Annotated in this window: 17 protein-coding genes; 10 read left to right on the top strand and 7 right to left on the bottom strand. The window is 71.6% G+C overall.

Going from position 1 to position 22,868, the window contains the following annotated elements; genetic code table 11:
• The first annotated feature begins 24 nt into the window (after positions 1 to 24).
• The 8 genes from ftsY to WMF12_RS15260 all read left to right on the top strand — a co-directional run bounded on the left by ftsY (position 25) and on the right by WMF12_RS15260 (position 9,646).
• Positions 25 to 1,383, top strand: coding sequence for a signal recognition particle-docking protein FtsY (gene ftsY, locus WMF12_RS15295; RefSeq protein WP_437872281.1), 1,359 nt, complete (start codon positions 25 to 27; stop codon positions 1,381 to 1,383).
• A gap of 424 nt (positions 1,384 to 1,807) precedes the next feature.
• Entirely contained in the window at positions 1,808 to 2,734 is a 927-nt protein-coding gene (locus WMF12_RS15290; protein WP_437746390.1) for an outer membrane beta-barrel domain-containing protein, read from the top strand.
• Positions 2,735 to 2,807: 73 nt separating this feature from the next.
• Complete coding sequence (locus tag WMF12_RS15285; RefSeq protein ID WP_437872280.1) at positions 2,808 to 3,686, top strand: hypothetical protein; 879 nt, start codon at positions 2,808 to 2,810, stop codon at positions 3,684 to 3,686.
• Between the two features lie 272 nt (positions 3,687 to 3,958).
• The gene (locus WMF12_RS15280) at positions 3,959 to 4,720 is read left to right on the top strand and encodes a HEAT repeat domain-containing protein (RefSeq protein ID WP_437552765.1); all 762 of its coding nucleotides are present in this window, start codon (positions 3,959 to 3,961) and stop codon (positions 4,718 to 4,720) included.
• A 242-nt stretch (positions 4,721 to 4,962) separates the two neighbouring features.
• Positions 4,963 to 6,624, top strand: a complete 1,662-nt coding sequence (locus WMF12_RS15275) for a hypothetical protein (RefSeq protein WP_437872279.1) — start codon at positions 4,963 to 4,965, stop codon at positions 6,622 to 6,624.
• Positions 6,625 to 6,635: 11 nt separating this feature from the next.
• Complete coding sequence (locus WMF12_RS15270) at positions 6,636 to 8,084, top strand: cytochrome c3 family protein (protein WP_437872278.1); 1,449 nt, start codon at positions 6,636 to 6,638, stop codon at positions 8,082 to 8,084.
• Between the two features lie 108 nt (positions 8,085 to 8,192).
• On the top strand, positions 8,193 to 8,447 hold the full coding sequence (locus WMF12_RS15265; RefSeq protein WP_437746386.1) for a hypothetical protein: 255 nt from the start codon (positions 8,193 to 8,195) through the stop codon (positions 8,445 to 8,447).
• Positions 8,448 to 8,524: 77 nt separating this feature from the next.
• Complete coding sequence (locus tag WMF12_RS15260) at positions 8,525 to 9,646, top strand: hypothetical protein (RefSeq protein WP_437872277.1); 1,122 nt, start codon at positions 8,525 to 8,527, stop codon at positions 9,644 to 9,646.
• 16 nt (positions 9,647 to 9,662) lie between these two features.
• On the opposite strand, the gene WMF12_RS15255 is transcribed toward WMF12_RS15260, so the two are convergent.
• Entirely contained in the window at positions 9,663 to 10,559 is an 897-nt protein-coding gene (locus WMF12_RS15255) for a diguanylate cyclase (protein WP_437872276.1), read from the bottom strand.
• Positions 10,560 to 10,636: 77 nt separating this feature from the next.
• Here WMF12_RS15255 and WMF12_RS15250 point away from each other — a divergent pair, with 77 nt between their 5' ends.
• Together WMF12_RS15250 and WMF12_RS15245 are read left to right on the top strand one after the other, a co-directional pair.
• Positions 10,637 to 11,404, top strand: a complete 768-nt coding sequence (locus tag WMF12_RS15250) for a DUF3105 domain-containing protein (protein ID WP_437872275.1) — start codon at positions 10,637 to 10,639, stop codon at positions 11,402 to 11,404.
• Positions 11,405 to 11,445: 41 nt separating this feature from the next.
• On the top strand, positions 11,446 to 15,975 hold the full coding sequence (locus WMF12_RS15245) for a sigma 54-interacting transcriptional regulator (protein ID WP_437872274.1): 4,530 nt from the start codon (positions 11,446 to 11,448) through the stop codon (positions 15,973 to 15,975).
• 16 nt (positions 15,976 to 15,991) lie between these two features.
• Here WMF12_RS15245 and WMF12_RS15240 read toward each other — a convergent pair whose 3' ends face one another.
• The 6 genes from WMF12_RS15240 to WMF12_RS15215 all read right to left on the bottom strand — a co-directional run bounded on the left by WMF12_RS15240 (position 15,992) and on the right by WMF12_RS15215 (position 22,777).
• On the bottom strand, positions 15,992 to 16,726 hold the full coding sequence (locus tag WMF12_RS15240) for an SCO family protein (protein ID WP_437872273.1): 735 nt from the start codon (positions 16,724 to 16,726) through the stop codon (positions 15,992 to 15,994).
• Positions 16,727 to 16,778: 52 nt separating this feature from the next.
• Positions 16,779 to 17,777, bottom strand: a complete 999-nt coding sequence (cyoE, locus tag WMF12_RS15235; protein WP_437873855.1) for a heme o synthase — start codon at positions 17,775 to 17,777, stop codon at positions 16,779 to 16,781.
• 364 nt (positions 17,778 to 18,141) lie between these two features.
• Entirely contained in the window at positions 18,142 to 19,032 is an 891-nt protein-coding gene (locus tag WMF12_RS15230; RefSeq protein WP_437872272.1) for a carboxypeptidase regulatory-like domain-containing protein, read from the bottom strand.
• A 196-nt stretch (positions 19,033 to 19,228) separates the two neighbouring features.
• Positions 19,229 to 20,446 carry a hypothetical protein gene (locus tag WMF12_RS15225; RefSeq protein ID WP_437746379.1) on the bottom strand — a complete coding sequence of 406 codons (1,218 nt, stop codon included), beginning with the start codon at positions 20,444 to 20,446 and terminating at the stop codon, positions 19,229 to 19,231.
• 19 nt (positions 20,447 to 20,465) lie between these two features.
• Positions 20,466 to 20,969: a T3SS (YopN, CesT) and YbjN peptide-binding chaperone 1 gene (locus tag WMF12_RS15220; protein WP_012235526.1), complete on the bottom strand. Its 504-nt coding sequence runs from the start codon at positions 20,967 to 20,969 to the stop codon at positions 20,466 to 20,468.
• A 44-nt stretch (positions 20,970 to 21,013) separates the two neighbouring features.
• Positions 21,014 to 22,777, bottom strand: a complete 1,764-nt coding sequence (locus WMF12_RS15215) for a hypothetical protein (RefSeq protein ID WP_437872271.1) — start codon at positions 22,775 to 22,777, stop codon at positions 21,014 to 21,016.
• Positions 22,778 to 22,868 lie beyond the last annotated feature (91 nt).

Genomic DNA, 22,868 nt, shown 5'->3' with positions numbered 1-22,868 from the left:
GCTCCCTCGCCGGAGAACGCCAACGTGGAAATCGCCCTAATTATCGTCGGCCTCGTCGTGGTGGCGGCGATCGTCTACTTCGTCACGAAGAAGGCGCCGCCACCGGAGATCGCAGCGCCCCCCGAACCGAAGAAGCTCCAGGAGAAGGCGAAGCAGCCCTCCGAGAAGCCGGCGGACAAGCCGACCGAGAAGCCGCGTGCCCCGAAGAAGCCTCCGGCGGAGGAAGCTCCTCCGGCGAAGGCGAAGGAGCCCGCGCCGCAGGAGGAGCCGCCCGCGGCGGCGCCCGCCCCTGTCGAGGCGCCCGTCGCGCCGCCGCCCGCCATCGAGCCGGCGGCGACCGCGGTCACGGAGGCGCCCATCGCGCCCGCGATCGAGGCGCCGGCCGTCAAGCCGGCCGCCAGGCCAGCGCGGGAGACCGCGCCTCCGGCCGCGCGCAAGCGCGACATCGAGGGGCTCCGCAAAGGCCTCACGAAGGTGCGGGAGAGCGAGGGGTTCTTCGGCCGGCTGAAGGCGCTGTTCGCCGGCAAGAAGGAGATCGATCCCAACGTCGTCGAGCAGATCGAAGAGGTGCTGCTCACCTCGGACGTCGGCGTGAAGACGACAGAGCTCCTCCTCGACGAAATCCGGTCGGCGCTCAGCAGGAACGAGCTCGCCGACACCGACAAGGTCTGGGACGCGCTGCGCGAGCACGCGAAGCGGATCCTGCGCGTCGGCGCCGGCGGCGGGCTGCCGCTGAAGGCGCAGCCCACCGTGGTGATGGTGGTCGGCGTGAACGGCGTGGGAAAGACGACCACGATCGGCAAGCTCGCGACGCAGCTCAAGGCCGAGGGCCGGACGGTGGTGCTCGCGGCGGGCGACACGTTCCGGGCAGCGGCGGTGCAGCAGCTCAACGTCTGGGGCAAGCGCGTCGGCTGCGAGGTCGTGCGCGGCAAGGACGGCGCGAACCCCGGCGCGGTGATCTTCGACGCGATCCAGAAGGCGAAGGACACCGGCGCCGACGTCGTGCTCGCCGACACGGCCGGCAGGCTGCACACGAAGACGAACCTCATGGAGGAGCTGTCCCGGGTCGCGCGCACCATGAACAAGGCGCTCGAGGGTGCGCCTCACGAGACGCTGCTCGTGCTCGACGCGACGAACGGCCAGAACGCCATGCAGCAGGCCGCGCTCTTCAAGGAGGCGCTGCCGATCACCGGCATCGTGCTGACGAAGCTCGACGGCACCGCCAAGGGCGGCGTCATCCTCGGCATCTGCGCCGAGCATGGGCTGCCCGTCCGGTACGTCGGCATCGGCGAGCGCGCGGAAGACCTCCGCGAGTTCGAGTCCGACGAGTTCGTTGAGGCGATGCTCGGCCGCGCCAGCGGCTCCGAAGACGCGGCCGCCTGACGCGCGGTCCGCGGCGTGAGCGTCGGCGGCGCTCGATCTCTCCTCACCACCCAATCGCGCGGCTCGACACCGGTCCAACCAACGGGCGATGGCTCCGATGTCTCAGCACGCCGCGCCTCTGCCGCTGAACCCGTCAGGCGTCACCATCGTCGCGCCCTCGGCGCCAGCACACCGGCGATCCGAGCCCGCGGTGATTGTGCAGCGAGTCTGCCGCTCGCCGCGTGTCCACCCGCCGGGCCCCCTCTGCGAAGCCGCCGGTCGTCCGTGGCAAAAGGATTTGGTTGTTGATCCTTTTATTTTCGACGTGATATAGTCCGTCGGGCTTGGCGGTTGACCGAATTATTTAATGAATTCGAGTAGTTAGGAAGCTGTACTACCTGGGCGATCGATCGCTCGCATCGCACGGACTTTGGAAGGGATGGCGATGAACCAGGCTCGCGTGGGGCTTCTCGTTGCGGCTGCGCTGGTCGCGATGCCGCTTACGGCGTTGGCTCAGCCAAAAGAGCAACCCAAGGAAATCAACCTCGACGAGCCAGAGACTCCTGCCGAGGGCACGGAGCCGGTGGAGGCGCCTGCGGCCCCTGGCGAGGGCGGCGAGACGACAGGGCTTGGGGACATCTGTGCGATCGACCCGACGGCGTGTCCCACGATCAATTTGGAGAAGGAGGCCGCGAAGGATCTCAAGAACGAGACCTACGCGGTGCAGCAGATCTACGCGCTGCGCTACCACCGCTTCGAGGTGAACCCGTACTTCGGGCTGACGATGAACGATCAGTTCGTCGGCCACAACGGGCCGGGGCTCGCGGTCAACTGGTACCTCACCAACGTCCTCGCGATCGGGGTCAACGGCAACTGGTACGGTGCCCTCAACACGCCGTCGGACTTCAACTTCCAGACGAGCAGGGCGGCGCGTATCGGCGAGCCGATCACCGAGTATCAGTGGAACGCGAATGCGAACTTCACGTACGTCCCCGCGTACGGCAAATTCGCCGGGTTCAGCGACTTCATCTTCCACTACGACTTCTTCGTGCTGGGCGGTGTCGGCGCGATCTCGACGAGGCCCATGGCCGTCGTCGATCCCGACAACCGCACCTTCGACTGGAAGCCGAAGCTCTCGTTTCACGTCGGCGGTGGCCTCCGCATCTTCTTCAACCGCTGGTTTGCGGCGATGTTCGAGGTCAGCGACTACATCTTCTTCGACGAGCTCGAGAACCCCAGCGTCGACACAAACAACCCTCAGGACAAGAGCACCTGGCTCGCCGAGGGGAAGAGCTTCACCAACAACGTACAGGCGCAGGTCGGGCTGTCGGTCTTCCTGCCGTTCTCCTGGGAATACCGGCTGCCGAAGTGAGGACTTTGGACGCGGGGACGCGCAGACGCCGAGCGCGAGACATAGGATGATTCAGCCAAAGACGGGGACAGGCATGATGCGTCGATTCGTCCAGAGCCTCTGCACCGTGGTGGCAGGGCTTACCGGCTGTGCACTTCTGATGACGGCTGCGCCCGCGGAGGCGCAGGAGATCCAGCTCACGGGCCCTCTGGCCGGCGCGCCGGCCGTGCGGAAGCTCCGGCTCCACCGTGACGGGCGGTTCGAGGTGGCTCCAGGCGCATCGTTCACGCTGCTGGACGAGTACCGGCGGACGATCATGCCGGGCCTGCGGCTCACCTACCACTTCACGGACTGGCTCGGCTTCGGCGCCTGGGGCGGGTACGGGTTTCAGTACAACACCGGGTTGACGGACGAGCTCCAGCGCGTCGCGATCGACGGGCGTAACTGCGACACCCAGCCGTTCACCAAGGCGTGCCAGCTGACCAGGGTCAACCTGACCAAGGGCGACCTGACGAAGGATCAGCTCGGACAGATCCAGTGGGTCGCAGCGCCACAGGTCACGGTCGTTCCCTTCCGCGGAAAGCTGGCGCTGTTCGCCGAGCTCTTCGTTGACACCGACGTGAGCTTCTTCGCGGGAGCCGCGGCGATCGGCGTGAAGGAGCGCAAGGAGTGCGGCACGACCAACCAGAACGCCTGCGCGGACACCTTCGGGCTCGAGAGCCGCATGGCCTTCGCGCCGACGTTCGGCCTCGGCTGGAACTTCTACCCGTCGGACTTCATCGGCTTCGGCGCGGAGTGGCGCGCCCTGCCGTTCGCATGGAATACTTCGGGCTTCGACAACCACGGGCTCGGAACGGACGAGGCGTTCCCTGACCGCAAGGTGGACGACAAAGACCGCGAATTCCACTTCACGAGCATGGTCACCGTGAGCCTGAGTATTCAACTCCCCACCGGCATCAAGACGACGGAGTAGACGGCTGCGCCGGCTCGCGGTGACCGAGCCGGTCCGCCCGGGGTAGCTCGGGCGGGAAGCACCCTCTGCAGGGAGCCACTCTAGCGGGGTGCAGGTTCGTGTGATACGGGCTCAGCCGCTAGGCAGGCGCGCGAGGCGTACGGGAGTACGCCGCAGCGAGCCGAACGACGCGGATGAGCCTGTAGCTCACGAAGATGCGCCCCGCTATAGATCCGGCGACGATCGCCGGGTAGCTCGGACCGGGCGGCGGGGACAGCCAGCAGAGGTCAGCGTTGGGTATTTTCGATTTTCTCCGCAAAAGCAATCCCCCTGCCGGGGGCGCCCCCTCCGACAAGAAGGTGGCCGGGCCTGCGAAGGTCGTCGCAGACAAGCGCGCTCAGACGTACGACCGCCTCGACGCCATCCAGTCGCTCGCCGCGATGAAGAGCGCGGATGCGGCGGCGGCGCTCCTCAGGCGCTTCACGTTCTCGATCGACCCCTCCATCACGGATCAAGAGGAGAAGGATCTGGCTTTCCGGGGGATCGTCGATGCGGGCAAGGACGCGGTGCCTGCCGTGGTCGAGTTCTGCATCAAGGCCGAGGCGCTCACCTGGCCGCTCAAGATCCTGCGGGCGCTGCTCGACGACACCGGGTACCGGACCGAGCTCGTCCAGCTGCTCGACCGCTTCGACACGGAGTATGCGCGCAACGTCGAGCCGAAGCAGCAGCTCATCATGGCGCTGGGCGACATCAAGGGCGACGACGTGCGGGTGGCGGTCGAGCGGTTCCTCGACGACGTCAACGAGACGGTCCGTTTCCACGCCGTGCAGACCATCTTTTCCCAGGGCGATGAGGCGAGCGTGCCAGCGCTGGTGAAGATGCTCGCGACCGAGGAATCGGTCCGGGTGAAGAACAAGGTCGCCGAGGGGCTGATGACCCGGGGCTGGACGGTGCCGGCCGAGCTGCGGAGCAGCGCGAGCCAGGCGCTCCAGGACTCGAACGGCTTCAGCGTGGGCTCGGACGGCAAGCTCCGGAAGGGCGCTGGATACAGCTGACCCGGCGCGCATCGTGACAAGTCCGTTCGTCCTGCGATCGGGTTGACAGCATCACCGCACGTGGACGAAACTCCACGCCATGCTTGTTCAGCCCTCGGCGGTAGCTGAGAGCGAAGCCGCGCAGACCGGCCCGCACAAGACGAAAGCGAGCGCAGTCCGTGATTGAGCACCGCTCATGGATGGCGGAGCTTCCGTCACGACCTCGTCCCCGTCGCTCCAGCGCCGCGCGCCCAGGCACGCTCGTGGGGAGCGCCCGTCGCGTCCCCCTCCGTCGCCTCCCCCTGTCACGCGCGCTGGCCGCGGCGTGCCTGCTGCCTTGCGCGCTCGCCGCGCGCAGCGCGGCCGCAGCCGACTTCGAGGTCGAGTCGACGACCGGCGTCCAGGCCTACGAGGTCGCGGGCCCCTGGGGCGACACGAACATCGAGCGGCGGCGGCTCCTTCAGACGCTGGGGCTCGCCGTCTACAACCTGCAGGGCGACTCCGCCCCAGGCGAGGCCGACTACTCGGCGACCGTGCGGCTCCGGCTCGACGCGGACTTCGGGATGAATGGCCACCTCGACGGCGCGCAGCGGGGCGGCGAGACCGACTACAGCGTCGATGGCGGCTCGCGCTACATCCCGGGGCTGCGCGAGGCGCCCCTCGATCTGATGTACGCGTACGTCGAAGGGCGGAACGTCGCCAGCGGGTGGCTCGGCTTCCGGGTCGGCCGCCAGTACGTGAGCGACGTGCTCGGGTGGTGGTCGTTCGACGGCGCGCTCGTCCGGGTGACGACGCCCTACTACGTTCAACTCGAGGCGTACGGCGGGCTCGAGCAGCGCGGCGGCCTGCCGCTCTCCACATCGCGCTTCGAGCAGCAGGGGATCTGGCGCGGCAGCCACCGGGGATTCGGTGACGACCGGACTCAACCCGGGAGCGCAGCCGATTTCCCGTCGTATCAGGAGGCCGATCTGGCGCCGGCGTTCGGCGTCGCGCTCGAGAGCGCCGGCCCGAACTACATCCACGGTCGCCTGACCTACCGCCGCGTTTACAACCTGGGAACCTCTGTCACCCAGCAGTTCCCGGATCCGGACGGAGGCGTCCGGACGTCCGATGGGTCGCGCATCTCGCAGGATCGCCTCGGGTACGCCGCCAACATCAGCAAGCCGGATCTCGGTGGCATCAAGGGCGGAGTGACCTACGACTTCTACAACCAGCTCGTCGGCTCGTTCTACGGCGGCCTGGAGGTGTACGCCGGGAGCCGCGTCACGCTGGGGGCGGACGTCGACTACTTCGTTCCGACGTTCGACGCTGACTCGATCTGGAACTGGTTCACCCACGATCCCATCACCACGATCACCGGACGGGCGGCGGTGGACATCACCCGCGAGATCGATGTCGCGGCCTGGGGCGGCACGCGGATGTGGATCGCCGAAGGCAACCCGGAGGAGTTCGGCGCTGGCCAGTGCGAGGCGGTGGAGCGACCAGGCTGCGTCGGCGCGACGTCGCTCGATCCGAATGACGGCGATCTCCGCGACTACGCGCGCGACGAGAAGAACCGCGCCGCGACGATCTCGACCGATGTGCTCGCGAACCTCGCGGGCCGCTACCGCACGCGCACGACGTCGGTCGAGCTCCGCGGGATGCTGCAGACGGGGGAGCGCGGGCGGCGGACGGGGGCCGATCTCGCGGGAGAGAAGCGGCTGAGCGGGCAGCGCTACGCGCTCGGAGCGCGGATGTCGCTGTACAACTGGGAGGATCCGCTCAGGCCGGACCGGGGCGCGACGTCGTTCGGATATGTCCTCGGGGCCGGGTATCGGCCGGGCGAGGCCGCGGATTTCAAGATCGAGTGGGAGCACGACATGAACCGGCTTGTGGGCCAGCGCTTCCGGGTCGTCGGCCTCGTGAACCTGCGGGTGGCGCCGTGAGCGAGGATCGCATGGACGCAAGACAGGACGGACGCCGCCGCGCTCGGCGAGACGAGGCGAGGTTCGTCCCTGGGTGGGTCGCGATCGTCGCATGCCTGGGCGCGCTGGCGCTCGCGATCGTGGGCCCCGAGGCGGCTGCCCAGCCGAAGCCGCCGGCGGCAGCGGGAGACGACGGCGCCGAGGCGGCAGATGATGACGCGGAGGAAGGTGACGCCGAGGGAGAGGCGCCCGCCAAGGCGCCGCGCGGCGGGTACACGTCGGGCCTCCACCCGATGCCCGCCGACGCGGAGGTGCCGCTGGCGTGGATGCCGCCTGGGACGAGCGCGACCCCGGTCCCGAGCGACGAGATCTACCCCCCGCAGACGCTGACGATCCGGTTCAACCACAAGAAGCACGTCAAGGGGCTCAAGCAGACGTGCAAATCGTGCCACGGCGCGGCCTACACGAGCGGCGCGGTGACGGACCGGCTGCTGCCGAAGCCGAGCGAGACGTGCGACAACTGTCATGATGTCGATCACTCCGACCTCACCCAGGTGAAGGCGGGGACGAACGAGAACGGACAGTGTGTGTACTGCCATATCGGGGAGAACGCTGGCAGCGACGGAAAGGTGGCGCCGCTCGTGCTGCCGCACGCGAACCTCCGCTTCCCTCATGCGAAGCACGTGAGCCGGAACATCAAGTGCAGCCAGTGCCACGGCCGCGTCGACCGGATCGAGCTCGCTACCCGAGATCAGCTGCCGCGCATGGCCGGCTGCTTCACGTGCCACAACATGAGCGGCGCGGCCCAGGGTGAGGCGAAGAGCGACTGCGACGTCTGCCACCTGACGCGCCCCGACGGGCGGCTCGTGACCGCGTTCGCCACGGGCGATCTGCTGCCGCCTGCGTGGCTGCACAGCGCGGGGCACACGCCCGACTGGCTCGAGCGGCACAAGCAGGTCGCCGCGAACGACAGCGCCTTCTGCGGGTCATGCCACAGCGCGAACTACTGCACCGACTGCCACGACGGGAAGATCCGTCCGCGCAACGTCCACCCGAACGACTTCCTCTCGATGCACCCGCAAGCGGCCCGGCAGGACAATCCTCGCTGCGTGAGCTGCCATCAGGAGCAGACGTTCTGTGCGGACTGTCACCGGCGGACGGGCGTGGCGCGCGACGCGCCGAGCGCAGCGCGGCCTGCGGGGCGCCGCTTCCATCCCCCGCCGGCGGAGTGGACCACAGCGCCGCGCAGCGCGAAGCACCACGCCTGGGAAGCCGAGCGAAACCTGAATGCGTGCGTTTCCTGCCACACCGAGCGGGACTGCGCGACCTGCCACGCGACGCGCGGGGCGTCAGGCGGGCAAGGGCTGAACCCGCACCCGCTCGGGTTCGAGAGCAAGTGCAAGACGGCGTTCTCCCGGAACCCGCGTCCGTGCCTGGTGTGCCATCAGTCGAGCGACAGGTTCGTGCAGCGGTGCCAATGAAAAGTCAAAATCCGTCAGTATATTCCTTGCCCTGGCCTTCCGGCGACGGGTATAGCGAAGTGCGCGCGGCTTCCCTAACGATCGCCGCGAACGCCAAGGAGAACGGGCGTGAAGGAGCTGATCAAGTACCTGATCGACAACCTCTATCTCGATTTCCAGGGGGAAATCACGCTGGAGACAGTGCGGGGCTTCCTCCGCGAGGACGACGGACGGGATGCACGCCAACTTTTGTCGAAGCTCATCGAGGAGAAAGGGGTAGACGACATGCTGATCACGCTGGCCGACTGTCTCAAGGAGCACATTCAGTCCGGGGTAAACGAGAAGGTCGTCCGCGAGCAGCTCTCGCTCTACTCCGAGAGCTGAGCACGCTAGCTCGCGCGACGCGCCTCGCCCCCCTCCCCCTCTGCCTGCAGGCGGCCCTCGCGACGGCCGGCTGCGACGTGGGGGAGGCCACGCTCCAGCCGATCGACGCCCCTCCTGTCCAGCTGATCGAGGCGCGCGCCACGACCAGCCTCGACCAGAACTACCAGCCCGTCCGCACCGCGCTCGATCCCGCCGGCACGACCGAGGTCCTGTCGACCGCGAGCTTCGTGCTGAAGTTCGATCGTTACCTGCTGCCGAGCTCGGTGAGCGCCACGGTCGGTGCCGAATCCGTGTGTGTCTCGGGCGATCTGGCCACGGTCCAGACCTACGCGGACTGCGTCAATCCGATCGCCCTGGCGCCCACGTACAACCCTGTCCAGCGCGAGGTCATCTTCCGCCAGATCGAGGGCATGCCGGGCCTGGTTCCCGGGACCCGGTATGCGCTGACGGTCTTCAAGCCGGCGGACGAGGCTGCGCTGTCCGGCATCCGCGCGTTCGACGGCGCGTCCCTCGGCGGCAACACGCGCATCGAGTTCTCCGTCGCGGCGACGAACCCGCCTCAGGCGATGCCGGAGCGCCCGCCGAGCGGCGACTTCTACTGCCAGCGAGACCTCGAGTGCGTCGCGGAGATGTGCGCGGACGATCCGGTGTGCAGCGTCTGCGTGAAGGGGGCCGCGTACTTCCTCTCCACCTGCGTGGGGTGCCACTTCGACGGAAGCGCCGCCGCAGGGCTGAACCTGAACCTGGGGGGGCCGATGTTCAACCGGATCGATGCGCTCCTCGACACCGCCATCGGGCGCACCGCGCACCAGACCCAGATGGGCGAGAAGGCGCACATGGGGGAGGCATCCCCGGAGCGCTTCGGCAGGGCCATGCCGCTCATCGATCCGGGAAACCCGGGGAACAGCTACCTGCTCTACAAGATCCTCATCGGGCAGAGCGCGTCCGACCCCTCCTTGTCCGCCGATGCGGCGGAGAAGCTCCGCCAGGAGACCGAGCGGCTGCAGGCGGCGTTCGTGGTGGGGATGCCGATGCCTCCCCCGCCTTCAAACCCCGTGTTCTGGTTTCACCCCCAGAACCCCGAGACGCCGGACGATCCGGACGTCACGCCGTACGTGGACGGCATCGATATCCTGTCCGCGTGGATCCTCAACGGCGCCGCGCCGCGAGACTGCTCCGCCCCGGTTGCCTCGCCCTGACGGCGCCTGCGCGCCGTCACATCACGCGATTCCGCCCGGCCTTCTTCGCACGATAGAGCCGCTCGTCGGCGCGGCGGTAGAGCTCCATCGGCGAGACTGGCGCGTCCGGCGTGACGCCGGCGACCCCGAAGCTCGCGGTGACGGCGACCTCGCCGTCCTCGAAGCGGAACGGCGTGCGCTCCACGAGCGCGCGCAGCTTCTCGGCGACCAGACGGGCGCTGTCGAGGGCGATCTCCGGCACGAGCAGGGCGAACTCCTCCCCGCCGACGCGCGCGAGGATGTCGTCGCGGCGGACGTTCGCAGCGGCGAGCGCGGCCATCTGGCGGAGCACGGCGTCGCCCGTGAGGTGCCCGCGGGTGTCGTTGATGTTCTTGAAGTGATCGATGTCGAACATGATGAGCGCGAGGTGGCGATGGTAGCGACAAGCCCGCGATACCTCGCGCTCCAGCGCGACCTCGAAGGAGCGCTTGTTGTGGACCTGCGTCAGACCGTCGAAGGTCATCAGCCGGTAGATCTCCTCGTGATACGAGAGCTCGACGTTCCCACCCTGGATGAACTTGAAGATCGTCCGGCCGATCTTCACCTGGTCACCGTCCTTGAGGGCGCGCTCATCGACGGAGACGTCGTTCACGTAGGTGCCATTGGTCGAGCCGAGATCGCGGACAACGTAGCTCATCCCCGTCCAGGAGATGCGCGCATGACGCCGGCTCACCGCGTCGTCGTCGAGCGGGATATCGGTCTGTATCGCGCGCCCACACTCGATCGCCCCGGTCCCTAGCGCGATGCGGCGTCCGAGCTCGGTGCCGTAGATCACCACCAGGCACGCGGTGCCCGGCGCCACCGGCAGCACCGGCGGGGCGATCGCGGTGCAGGTGACGAGCGTCTGCCGATGATCGTTCTCTTGCTTCGCCACGCTAGGGGACCCAAGTACACCAGAGCCGACGTGCCAGGGCAACGCGCGTCGCGCGTCGGACATGGTAGGCTTCGGCCATGAAACACTGCGGTTTCGCGCAGATGTGTGTCGCTGCCACGATGGTCGCCGGGCTCGCCGTTCCGCTGAGCGGGTGTGGCACGAGCTCGCCCCCGATCGACGAGGGCGACGCCGCGCCCGCGCCGCAACAACCCGAGACCGTCACGAGCTTTCCGGATGCTCCGCCGCTCCCGGGCGAGACCGAGTGCAAGGTCGTCGTCAAGACGGGGATCCCCGTCACGTCGGCGCAACACGTGGCCACGTGCGCGCCTGTCCAGTACGCGACCAACCCGCCGAGCGGCGGAGATCACTGGGGCCTGTGGGCCGAGTACAAGCGCTTCGAGTCCGAGGTCCCGCGCGAGATGTACGTCCACAACCTCGAGCACGGCGCGATCGTCCTCGCGTACCGGTGCGCTCCGTCCGGCTGCGCAGAGGTGAAGGCGGTGCTGGACGAGGTGCGGGCCGAGGCCGCCTCCGATCCGAAGTGCCTCCTGGTGCCGGGAGGGCCGGAGGCGCGGCTCGTGATGACGCCCGACAGCGCGCTGGACACCCCGGTCGCGGCCGCGGCCTGGGGCGCGACGTACACCGCGACGTGCCTCGACAAAACGTCGCTCGCGCGCTTCGTGGCGGACCACTACGGCATGGGCCCGGAAGACACGTGCAGCGACGCGGGGGCCGTCGATATCGATCTGCCAGATGGCGGCGCGCCGATCTGCGGCGAGGGGTCAGGCGGCGGCGGCGGCGGAGGCGGGGCAGGCGCGGCGGGGGGCGCTCCGCCGGATCCGTAACCGGGTTGACAGGTGGCTCCTCGCCCGGGAGCATTCCGGGGATGAGCGAGCCGTCGACCGTGACACCTCGGTTGGCAGAGCGCTTCCGGCTGCTGGACGTCGCGGGGTCCGGCGGGTCGGCCGAGGTCTGGAGGGCCGTCGATCAGGAGCGCGGCGGCGTGGTGGCGCTCAAGATCGAGCCGCGCGAGCGCGGAGCGTCCGCGGCGCAGCGCGCCTCCGTGCGGCGGGTGCTCGGCCGCGAGGCGCTGCACGCGGCGCTGGCGCTCTCGCCGCGGCTGCCGGAGCTCGTCGACGTCGGCTGGCTCGCGGCGCCGTCTGGCGTCGCGCGCGTCGCGCGCGTCGAGGGCGCCCCCGGCGAGGAGGGGCGCGCGTTCGTTGCGATGCGCTGGATCGAAGGGCGAGCCGTCGCCGACGCCCTGCGCGGGCTGCCCCCTGGCGAGCGCGCGGCGCTCGCGCTCGCCGCCGCGCGCGACGCGGGCGAGGCGCTCGCCGACCTGCATGGCATCGGCCTGGCGCACGGAGATCTCAAGCCGGAGAACCTGATCCTGACGCCGGAGGGGCGGATCGCGGTGATCGACCTGGGGCTCGCCTGCTCGATCCACGAGACGTCCGTGGACGGGGCGACGCTGCGGTACATCGCGCGCGGGGACGCGGAGCTCGGAGACGCGCGGGCGAGGGATCTGCTCGCGCTGGGGACGCTGCTCGCCGAGATCGCCTTCCCCGGCGTGGCGGACGCGGACGATCCCATCGGAGCGGCGCGGGCCGCGGCGGCCGCGGAGAGCGCGGCCGGGCCGCCGATCGACGCGATCTGCCGGGCGCTCCTCTCCCCCTCACCCGCGGCGCGCCCGTCGTCCGCGTGGGTCACCGAGTCGGCCCGCGCCGCGATCGCCGGCGCGCAGCGCGCGCGGCCCTCGTTCGCCTCGCCCCCCGCGGGGCGCGCCGGCCGCGATGCGGGGGCGCCCGGCGCAGAGCGCGATCGAGAGGACCGCGACGCGCGCCGCGTGCGCGCCGCCTACCTGCGCCTGCGGCGACACGAGCTCGAGGCGGCGCTCGGGGTGCGCGACGATGTCGCCCCCTGGCTCGTGGACGCGTTCGCGGTGGTCGAGCGGGTGCGCGCGCTCTCCGGCGCGTCGCTCCGCGCGGGCGACGGCGCGGCGCGCGTGGGCCCGCCGCAGAGCGACGCGGCGTGGCTGGGGCGGCTCGGGCCGGACCGCGTCGCGCGGTGGCTCACCGCGCTCGCGGGGACGAGCGCGGCGGCGTGGCCGATGGGGCCGCTCGCGTCTGCGCCGGAGAGGGCGCTCGCGGACGCGCTCGTCGCGCTCGCGCGGCAGGTCCCGCCGCGCGCCTGGACGTTCGCGGACGTCGAGGCGGCCGTGCTGGGAACCCCGGGGAGCGGCGCGCGGCGGCGGGCGAGCGCGGCGCCGAAGGACCGCGGAGCGGCCGAGGGCGCCGCCGAAGCGCACGCCATCGGCGCGGCGGAGGCGGCGGCGCTGGCGCTCGCGATCGCGCGTGTGCCGCCAGATCCGCTCGCGCTCGAGGCGATCGAGCAGCGCGACGACGCGCCGGCCAGCCTGGTCGTCGCGGCGGCCAACGCGCTCCGGCTGCACGGCGACGCCGGGCGCGCGCGGAGCCTGATGCTGCGCTCGTGCGTGCGAGGCGCAACGGAGGCCGCGGCGCTCGCGGCCGAGGTGCTGCGGCGCGCCGGCGATCGCGCCCTCGCGGAGGAGCGCGCGCGCGCCGCGATCGACGCCGGCGCGGACCCGGAGGGGCGCGCGCGCGCGGTGCTCGCGCGCGTCGCGATCGACGCGGGGGCGCTGGAGGCGGCCGACGCGCTTGCCGGGGAGGCGGTCACGGCGCCGCTCTGCGAGGTGCGCGCGTTGCTCGCCGTGCTGCGCGGCGACACCGCGCGGGCGCTGTCGGAGGTGGCGCGCGGCGAGGCGCTCGCGAGCTCCGTGGAGGAGCTGGCGCGGATGGCCGCCGTGCGCGGCTACGCGTGGCACGCGAGCGATCCGGAGCGCGCGCACGCGTCGTTCAGCGCCGCCGTCGACTACGCCGTCCGCGCCGGCGCGGTGGTCGAGGAGGCGACCTACCGGACCGGCGAGGCCGCGGCGGCGGTGGATCTCGGCGATCTCGACGGCGCGATCGCGACCTCGACCCGCGCGGCGCTGCTCTGGGAGCACCTCGGCCGGCCGGCGCAGGGCGCCCGGGCGCTGCTCGCCTGCGCCGCCGCCTACGCCACCGCGGGCCTGGTGCACGAGACCTGCCGGACCGCCGAGGACGCCATCGCACGGGCCCGCGACGCGGGCGACGCGAAGGCGGAGGCCTACGCGCTCTGGGCCATCGCCGACGTGGTCGCCGCGCGGGGCGACGGCGTCGTAAGCGCGGACGTCGGATCGCACGTCGACCCGCGCGCGGCGGCGGCGCGCGCGGCGGCGCTCGTCGCCGGAGGCTCCGCGGACGACACGCTCCGGGCGGCCGCGCGGCTCCTCCGCCACGGCGCGGGCGAGCTCGATGGAGCCCGCGTCGAGGAGCTCGACGAGCTCGCGAACGGCCCGGAGCCCGGGGCGGCCTCGCGGCTCGACTGGTGGGGTGCGCGCGCCGCGATCGCGCTCGCCGCGGACGACGTCGGCGCCACGATCGCGCTCGCCGCGGACGACGTCAGCGCCGCGCTCGCCGCGGACGACGCGCCGCGCGGCCCGGCGGGCGCGTCGGCGTGGCGCGGCCGCAGCGACCGCGTCCTCCCAGCGATCGCCGCGCTCGCGGGCGCCCGCGCCCCGATCGCGGCGCGCGGCCCGGCGCTGGCCGCGGCGCACGCGCTGGCCGTCAGGGCCGGGCAGACGGACGTCGCGCACCGGGTGCTCGCGGCGCTCGCCGACGCCGCGCGCGAGCTCTGTGGGCGCACCGCGGGCGCAGGCTCGGCGGGCGCCTCCGCTGCCTCACCAGGGGCGTCGGCGCTCTCCGGCGCGGTTCGGTCGCTCCCGTGGGTGGTCCGCGCGCGGGCGATGCCGGAGAGCGGGCTTCGGCCCGAGCAGGCGCGCGATCTGGAGGCCCTCGTCGGCGCGCTCGGCGAGCGCGAGCGGCTCGCGCCGCTGCTCGACCGGGTCGTCGACGCGCTCGTGCTCTGGACGGGGGTCGAGCGGGGGCTCCTGCTTTTGCGCGCCCCGAACGGGCGCCTCGTCCCGCGGGCCGCGCGCAACCTGGCGCGCTCGCGCCTCGGCGCGGAGCAGCTCGCGCTGTCGGAGACGCTCGCGCGCCGCGCCCTGGAGGCGCGCGAGCCGGTGGTCGCGGTCGACGCGGCGGGGGAGCTGCCGAGCGTGCACCACAGCGTGCACGCGCTGAAGCTGCGGAGCGTGCTGGCCGTCCCGCTCGTGGCGCGCGGCGAGGCGCTCGGCGTCGTCTACCTCGACGACCGCGTGCGCCGCGGCGCGTTCGGCGCGCAGGAGCTGCGGTGGGCGCGTGCCATCGCGTCGGTCGCGGCGCTGGCGATCTCCGACGCGCGCGCGCAGGTCGAGCTGCGCCGCGCCGCGCGCCGCGCGGAGCGCGCCTCGTCGCGCCTCGCCGAGGAGCTCGCGCGGCGCGAGGCGGAGCTCGACGCCGCGGCGCTCGAGCTCGCCAGGGCGCGCGGCGGCCGCGACACGCGCTACCGGTACGACGCCATCATCGGCGAGAGCGATCCGCTGCGCGCGATGCTGCGCCTCGTCGATCGGGTGACCGCCTCCGAGGTGCCGGTGCTCGTATGCGGCGAGTCCGGCAGCGGCAAGGAGCTCGTGGCGCGGGCCATCCACCACAACGGCCCGCGCGCCGCGCACGCGTTCGTGAGCGAGAACTGCGGCGCGATCCCCGAAGGGCTCCTCGAGTCGGCGCTCTTCGGGCACGTGCGCGGCGCGTTCACGGGCGCGGATCGCCCGCGCGCCGGGCTCTTCGAGGTGGCCGATCGGGGCACGCTGTTCCTCGACGAGATCGGCGAGATGAGCCTCGCGATGCAGACGAAGCTGCTGCGGGTCATCGAGGACGGCCTCGTGAGGCCGATCGGCTCGGAGCGGGCGCGCAAGGTCGACGTGCGCGTCATCGCCGCGACCCACCGGGATCTGGAGGCGCTCGTCCGGGCCCGCGCATTCCGGGAGGATCTGCTCTACAGGCTGAACATCATCACGATCCGGGTGCCGCCGCTGCGCGAGCGCGCGACGGACGTGCCGCTCATCGTCCAGCACTTCGTCGAGAAGCACAGCCGCGGCCCGGTCCGGGTCACGCGCGGGGCCATGGAGCGGCTCTCGGCCTGCGCGTGGCCGGGCAACGTGCGCCAGCTGGAGAACGAGATCCGGCGGGCGATCGTGCTCTGCGACGGGACCATCGATCGGGAGCACCTCTCACCGGAGATCGCGCACGGCGGCACCGCGACGCCCCGCGAGCTCGGCCTCAACGTCCGAGCGAGGATCGACGCGCTGGAGACGGAGCTCGTGCGCGACGCGCTCGAGCGCACGCGCGGGAACCAGACGCAGGCCGCCAAGCTGCTGGGCCTGTCCAGGTTCGGCCTTCAGAAGATGATCAAGCGGCTCTCCATCGAGGCGTGAGGAGGGCCCGAGCGGGTCACCTCGACTTCACGAGGGCGCCCGCGTCGCGCAGGACCGCGTCGATCCCGTCGTCGTTCGCCTCGTAGTAGCCGCGGATCACGCCCTGCTGGTCGACCAGCACGAGGCGCTCGCCATGGAAGATGCTGAAGAGGCCAGGGCTCGACTCCTTCTTGCCCATGGCGATCTTGAAGCCGTCGAGGACCGTCGATTCTATCTGATCGAGGGGGCCTGTCAGGAACGTCCAGCGCTCGAGCGGGAGCCGCTGCGACGCCGTGTAGGCCGCGAGCACCGCCGGGGTGTCGTTCTCCGGATCGACGGTGAATGTCACGAGATGGAGCGCGTCACCGAGATCGCGGCCTCGGCGCTCGATCTCGCTCATGCGCTGCGTGAGCTTGGGACAGACGGTCGGGCAGGTCGTGAAGATGAAGTCCGCGATCCACACGCGGCCCCGGAGCTGCTCCAGCCCGAACCGCGCGCCCCGCTGATCCGTGAGCTCGAAGGCGGGCAGAGGGATGCGGATCGCGGGCGTCTCCGCGGCCTGACCGTGGAGCGCGCGCCCGGCGATCCCGATGGTGACGAGCACCACGAGCCCGACCAGCGCGAGGAGCGCGGCCCAGAACACCGGTGTGCCCACGAGCCCGCCGCGCCGGGGCCTCCCCATGTCGCCGCGGTCGGACGGAAATGATTGGCCGGTCGGCTCCGCAGGCGGCAGAGCGCCGCTCGCGTGGCGCGTGGGCTCCGTTGAGACCATCCGGTGACGCTTAAGGGCCTGTCGCCAGCGAGTCAAGGCGACGAGGCGCCGCTCAGGCGCCGATCATCAGCGCAGCGAAGAGGAGCACCAGGTAAACCATGGAGGCGAAGAAGACCTGACGCGCCCAGCGAGCGCCGGTGCCCGCGCGGAGACCGTAGACGCCGAGCCCGAAGAACGCGCCGCCGAGGAGGACCGCGGCGCCGAGGTAGACAGGGCCCGCCACGCCGAACGGGACGAACAGCACCGAGGACAGCACGAGCAGCGCGAGGTAGCCGACGATGTGGCGCCGTGTCGTGAGATCGCCCTTCTCGAGCGGCAGCACCTTGAGCCCCGCGCGCTGGTACTCGTCCTGACGGAAGAGCGATATCGCGAGGAAATGCGGGATCTGCCAGAGGAACATGACAGCGAAGAGCAGGAAGCCGGGCGCGTCGATCTGCCCTGTGACGCTCGTCCACCCGAGCAGCGGCGGGATGGCGCCGGGGATCGCGCCGATCGGCAGCGACAGCGTCGTCCTGCGCTTGAGCGGGGTATAGACGAGGACGTAGCTGAGCAGCGCCGCCGCGGCGAGCACGCCCGTGGTCGCGTTCACCCCGACGAGCAGCACCGGAATCGAGGCGGCCGAGAGCGCGATCCCGAACCAGAGCGCCAGCTCCGGCGAAAGCCGCCGCGCCGGCAAGGGACGGCTCCGCGTCCGCTCCATCAGCAGATCGGTGTCGCGCTCGATGTACATGTTGAGCGCGTTGGCGCCGGACACGACGAGCACCGTCCCCAGCAACGCCAGCGCAAGCTGCGCCGGCGGCACCGCCGCGCGCTCGATCGCGGCCTCTCCCGCCAGTCCGGCGCGGAGATAACGGCTCGCGACCCACATGCCGCCGAGCATCGTCGCGACCACCATCCTCGTGATGCGCGGCTTGGTGAGGCTCACGAGATCGGCCGCTCCCTTGAGCAGCGAGCGCGCGCTCGTGGGGACCGCACAGCCGCCGCCCTCGGACGGCTCGGCCTGGCGAACGTAAGGGACCGGGGCGCGCTCGGCGGCCTGCTCGACGCTCATGGTCACGCGCGCACCTCGCTGCTGTGCCCGGCGCCCGCGCCGCGCGCTCGCGCGACATCCCCGAGGATCCCTGGTCTCGGGACAGCTACACTGAAAAACGACGTCATCACCGGAGCGCGGGAGGCGGGAGAAAACAGCATCGGGGCCGGGAGACTAGCGCGCACAACACGGCTCGGGGAGTCGAGTTCGTCAGTTGTCGCCCGCCTCCCTTTAGGGCACGAGTCGCCTTGCGGCAACCGTCGTGGCGTGCTCATCCGTTCTTTGCGCGTCGAGCGAGCCTGGAAAGGTCGCTCCACCGCGCAGCTCGCCGCCAGCCGGGCGGTCGGGGGCGGGTCGACGCCTGCTGCAGGCGCTGCCATGGATCTCACCAAAGGCCCTTGAGCTCGTCCTTGTTTTCCGCCGGCTCAGGCTCGGTGCCGGTGTACGTGAACGCGACCTGGGCGGGCTTGTCGTCCGCGACCGTGACGTCGGTCGTCTTCAGGCCATGGTGGGGGTGCCACGCCTCGAGCTTGTACTTGCCGGCAGGGACCTTCTCGATCGTGAACGAGCCGTCATCGCCGCTCACGGCGAAGAACGGGTGATCCGTCACCACGACAAAGCCGCGCATCCACGGGTGGACGTCGCAGGTGAGCTTGATGATGCCGTCCTTCCACGCCTTCGTGAGCGGCGCGGCGCCCCCCGGCTGCGCCTGGTTGAACAGCGTCTCAGAGCCCTTGTAGGTGTGCACGTTGTGCAGCGTCCGGTCGCTGTTCTTGATGTCGACCTGCTGCTCGGAGACCACGCCCTGGATGCGCGGCACATACATGCAGTCCTGCTGGTCGACCACCGCGTGCGCGTCGGGCGCCTTCCAGCTGCCCGGCACGCCTCCGACCGCGATGCGGACGAAGGTGTCCTTGAGCTTGCCATCGTTGACGACAACAGCGTTGTACAGGACATCTTTGTCCTGGCAGACCGGGGCGTCCTTGCGCGCGGTGGGGACCTTCATCTCGACCGGCTTGCCGGTGAACCTGACGACCCCCTTGATGATCCCCTTGCCCGCGGGGGCAGCCGGGGCGGCCTCCTGCGCCGTGGCCTTCGGCGCTTCAGACCCCTGCGGGGCCGCGGCGGGCTTCTCGACCGAGGCCACCGGGGGCGCCGCCGTGGTGGCGGTCGCGGCCGTGCCGCCGCTGGGCCTCGAGGGCTCCTCGGGGCACCCTGCGAGCGCCAGCGCGGTGAGCGCGAGAGCAGAGAGCGAGGCGAGATCGCGACGATGCATGAGGACTCTCCCGCGCCCGCGGCGCGCCACGCGAGCCTGGTTCGCGCCCCTCCGAGCCTGACCTGGCCTCTTTAAGGAGGGACCGTCTGGACCGGGCGGCGGCTCCCCCCGCGTCCTTCTGGCGAGCAGCGGGTGGCATGCCACGCGCTGTTCTTCCGCACAGCGAGGGCGTGCTTAACGAGTGTCGTCGCTCGCGTCAACCTGACGCGCCGCCGGTGATGTCCGGTTTCCCGGCGCCCGGGAGCGAGCTCGAGGTGCGCTCGCGCTCGTTCGCGAGCATGGCCGCCCAGAAGCCGCGCTCGTCGCGGGCAACGAGCGCGATGCAGAGGGCGGCGATCACCAGCGACAGCGCGCCGAGCGGCACCTCCGGGGCGCTGCCCGCGACGAGCAGCAACGCGAGCGCGCCGCCCAGCGCCGGCAGCCGCGGCGGGGCGACGATCGCGAGCGCGACGACCACCACCGAGAGGGCGGCGACGAAGAGCTGCATCGAGAGCGGCACGACCGGAGCGGGGCGGGTGAGCAGCCGGTCGAGCGCGCGGCGGAAGAGCGCCTCGACGATGGATGCGTCGTCGGCGGCGCCCGCGAGCGCCGCCCGCGTGGCGAACAGCGCCGACGCGAGTGCCACCAGCGAGAGCGGGCTCACGAGGCGCGGCCGCGGCGGCTCGGCGTCACGCGGCCGCGCCTCGCGGCCCGCGCCGAGCGCCACCGTCGCCGCGAGGACGGCCAGCGCATCGAGCGCGAACGCGGCGGTCGCGACAGAGCTCGTCGCGCCGGCGAGCGCCTTCGAGCCGCGGTCGTTCGCCCAGACGGCCAGGAGGACGCCGGCGAGCCGCACGAGCGCGGAGGCGCCGACGAGCCCGAGCGCGGCCGCGACCGGCCGCACGAACGGGACGCGGAGCGCCTCCCACGCGCTGCCGAGCGCGAGGATCGCGGCGCTCACGCCGATGAGCGCGGCGGACAGATCGGGCACGCGCTGCACGGTCGCGTGCAGCACGACCAGGATGACGAAGCTGCCCGCGACGATCGCGCCGATCCGCAGCGCGTACGGGACGCGGCTCCGCACGACCGCGCTGATCAGCGCCATCGCGACCACGATGGCGCCGATCGCGAAGAGCTGCGAGGCGCCGGCGCCGGCGAGCTCGATCGTGTGGACAGCGCGCTCGATGCCCACCGCCAGGCCGACCATCGCCGGCGCGACCATGCGGCCGAGGATCATCGCGAGCAGGGCGAGGACGGCGAGCGGCCGGATGAGAGCGAGCACAGGCAGGCCGGCGAGCGGAGGCCGCCCGGCGGCGGAGGACCGGCGCTCTGCGGGCGGAGGCTCGCCGCCCTCCTCGCGACGGGGCGAGGCAGCGGTGTCCGGCGCGGCGGAGGGAGGAGGGCCTTTGGGTGGGAGATCGATGGTGAGGAGCATGAAGAACAGCGCCCGTCGCTCAGCCCTTGTCCCAGGCGCGGGGGGCTTCGAGATCCGTGAAGACCGCGGCGGTCGCCGAGGCGTCGATCAGGTCCTGCATCCGCTGGCCGCCGGCCTCCTCGACGATGCGATCGTCGTACTCGTCCGCGAGCACGGACAGATCCCGGAGGGCGACCAGGATCTCGTCGGCGTCGAGCGTCTCGCCGCCGAGGAGCGTGTGGACGATGACCACACACGAGCCCTGCGCGACGTAACCGAAGGCGCCGAAGCGGATGCGCGCGTTCAGGCGGAGCAGCTTCATCGCGAGGTCCGGCGTCATCTCGACGCCGCGGGCGAGCTGCGCGACGAGCCGCACGAGCGCGCGATCGGGCGCCCAGGGAAGGACATGAAGGTAGACGTACGCGGTCCCCTGGCGAACGACGTAGAACTGCGGCTCGACTCGGGTGAACGCCGGGGAATCCGCGAGCGCCGCCTCGATGCGCGCGTTGGTCACTCGAACGGCCTCGTCGGAATCCTTCGGCATGACGCGGAGAATACATCGCCGCGGTCCCGGTGCAGAGCCGGGACCTAACGCCTGAGCGGAAGCAGCGGACCTGGCGGCGCTGGCGCCCCCTCGTCGCCCGGGACGGGGCGCGGCCCCTTGCGCACAGGCGCCGGCTCGATCGGGGCGGCGCCGGAGGGCGCCTTCAGCAGGAACGGGCGGGCGTTGCGGGTCGAGCACGCGTCGTACGGATCCCGGTGGAACTCCCAGTGAAGGTACACGTTGCCGTCCGGCGAGACGATCGCGTCCGGCGCCTTGCCGAACGGCGACGCGCGGTGCACCGAGTTCAGCGCGACGATGTCGAAGGCCGTCATCCCGCTCGGCCTCGTGACCCCGAGACGCACGACGCTGCCGCTGTCCTTGTTCAGGACGATCTCCACGTGCGTGACCCGGTTCTGGTTGAACGCGTGCCCGGAGGGCAAGCTCTCGAGCGACGCCAGGAACTCCTCCGCGAAGATCGGGTGGAGCCGGTTGTGGATCATGTTGATGTACGTCGCGAACGGCACCCGCGCGGCGTTGAGCGAGGTCTGGTTGCCGGGCTTGACCGAGGGATCGTAGTTCTCGATCGCGGCACGCCATTTCTTCCACTTGTCCGTCGTCTCCCACGAGCCCCGGTGCGCGCTCCTGCGGGAGGCGCCGTCCGAGGCCCGCTCCGCCCTGAGCTTCTCGTTGCCGACGGCCGCCTGCACGCCGGCCATGTCCAGGTTGAGGTTGGCCCCGCCGGGGAGCCCCGGCGCACCGAGGCCGATCGAGCCGACACGGACCGGGCTCTGGTAGGGCTGCGGCGTCGCCTTCTTGCCGGCCACGCGGCTCTTGCCGTCGCCGCCCGGGTTCGCCGGATTGAGGGTATAGCCGCCGCGCGCGCCGTCGATCACCTCGGGCGACGCCGGGCCGGAGCCGCCCGCGGCGCCCTTCTCCGGCGGCGGAAGCGCGGGAGAGGCTTGCGCGACGCGAGCGCCGCCGCTCGCGCCCGGCACGCTCGGGGGGGACGCCGCCCGGGAGGCCTGCGCTGCCTGCGCCGGCGACGCCGGGCTGTGGTGCTCCGCGCTCTCGCTCTCGGGGTTCCCCTCGCCGGGCGCGTGCTGCTCGTTGCCGGCGCGCTCCTCGCTGTGGCCGCTGTGATCGTGGTCGCTGTCGCCGCCCCTGTCCGTCGGCGCCTTCGGCCCCGACGGCGTCCCGGGCGTCGGCTCGGGATCGTCCTGATCCTTCGAGCGGATCTGCGCCATGGTCTCCTCGTCGACCTTGTTGGCGTCGTCCGCGATCCGGTTCGCCTCGGGGTTGTCCTGCTGGTCCTTCTGGACGTGCTGGCGGACGGCGATCCGTTGATCCGCCGGCGGCAGCGGCGGCGGCGGCGCCGGCTGGACCGGTACGATCTTGGCCACCTCTTCCTTGGGCGGCTCAGGCTTTGGCGGCGCGGGCGGAGGCGCCTTCGCCTGGCGCGGTGGCTCAGCCTTTGGCGGCTTCCGCGGCGGGATCGTCGCCGCCTTGGTCGGCTCGGGCTTCGGCTGCTGCGGATCGGGCGTCGCGTCCTTGTCCGGCTCGCTGTCCGACGGTCGCTCGGGCGGCGCGAGCGGGGCGGGGGGCGGCGTGAGCGCCGCGCCGTCGGTCAGGATCTCGAACGTCGTGTCACCCGGCCGGAGGCCATCCCTCACCGCGTGGACCATCTGGCGGAGCTGGGCGCGATCCTCGATGACCTGCGCCACCTCGACGGCGCCGCCGCCGCCCGCCATGTGCGCCACGATCGCCGCGCAGATCCACAGGGCGAGCGGGATGTGGGCGTCACGCGACACGGCGCTCAACGCCTCCGCGCTGCAGAGGCCGCACCGCGCGACATGGCGCAGGCGTAACAGCAGCGAAAGACGGTCACCGGTGGCACCTCCA

This window comes from Sorangium sp. So ce363 (assembly GCF_051520435.1).
Classification (GTDB): domain Bacteria; phylum Myxococcota_A; class Polyangia; order Polyangiales; family Polyangiaceae; genus Sorangium; species Sorangium cellulosum_B.
The sequence above is the reverse complement of the archived record's forward strand: the minus strand, read 5'-3'. Positions and strand labels throughout refer to the sequence as shown.

Bases quoted from the DNA above. Each gene is read 5' to 3' on its own strand.
- WMF12_RS15250 (WP_437872275.1), top strand. From the start codon at position 10,637: ATGAAACACTGCGGTTTCGCGCAGATGTGTGTCGCTGCCACGATGGTC.
- WMF12_RS15220 (WP_012235526.1), bottom strand. From the start codon at position 20,969: ATGCCGAAGGATTCCGACGAGGCCGTTCGAGTGACCAACGCGCGCATC.
- WMF12_RS15285 (WP_437872280.1), top strand. From the start codon at position 2,808: ATGATGCGTCGATTCGTCCAGAGCCTCTGCACCGTGGTGGCAGGGCTT.
- cyoE (WP_437873855.1), bottom strand. From the start codon at position 17,777: ATGAGCGTCGAGCAGGCCGCCGAGCGCGCCCCGGTCCCTTACGTTCGC.
- WMF12_RS15245 (WP_437872274.1), top strand. From the start codon at position 11,446: ATGAGCGAGCCGTCGACCGTGACACCTCGGTTGGCAGAGCGCTTCCGG.
- WMF12_RS15225 (WP_437746379.1), bottom strand. From the start codon at position 20,446: ATGCTCCTCACCATCGATCTCCCACCCAAAGGCCCTCCTCCCTCCGCC.
- WMF12_RS15230 (WP_437872272.1), bottom strand. From the start codon at position 19,032: ATGCATCGTCGCGATCTCGCCTCGCTCTCTGCTCTCGCGCTCACCGCG.
- WMF12_RS15240 (WP_437872273.1), bottom strand. From the start codon at position 16,726: ATGGTCTCAACGGAGCCCACGCGCCACGCGAGCGGCGCTCTGCCGCCT.
- WMF12_RS15270 (WP_437872278.1), top strand. From the start codon at position 6,636: ATGGACGCAAGACAGGACGGACGCCGCCGCGCTCGGCGAGACGAGGCG.
- WMF12_RS15290 (WP_437746390.1), top strand. From the start codon at position 1,808: ATGAACCAGGCTCGCGTGGGGCTTCTCGTTGCGGCTGCGCTGGTCGCG.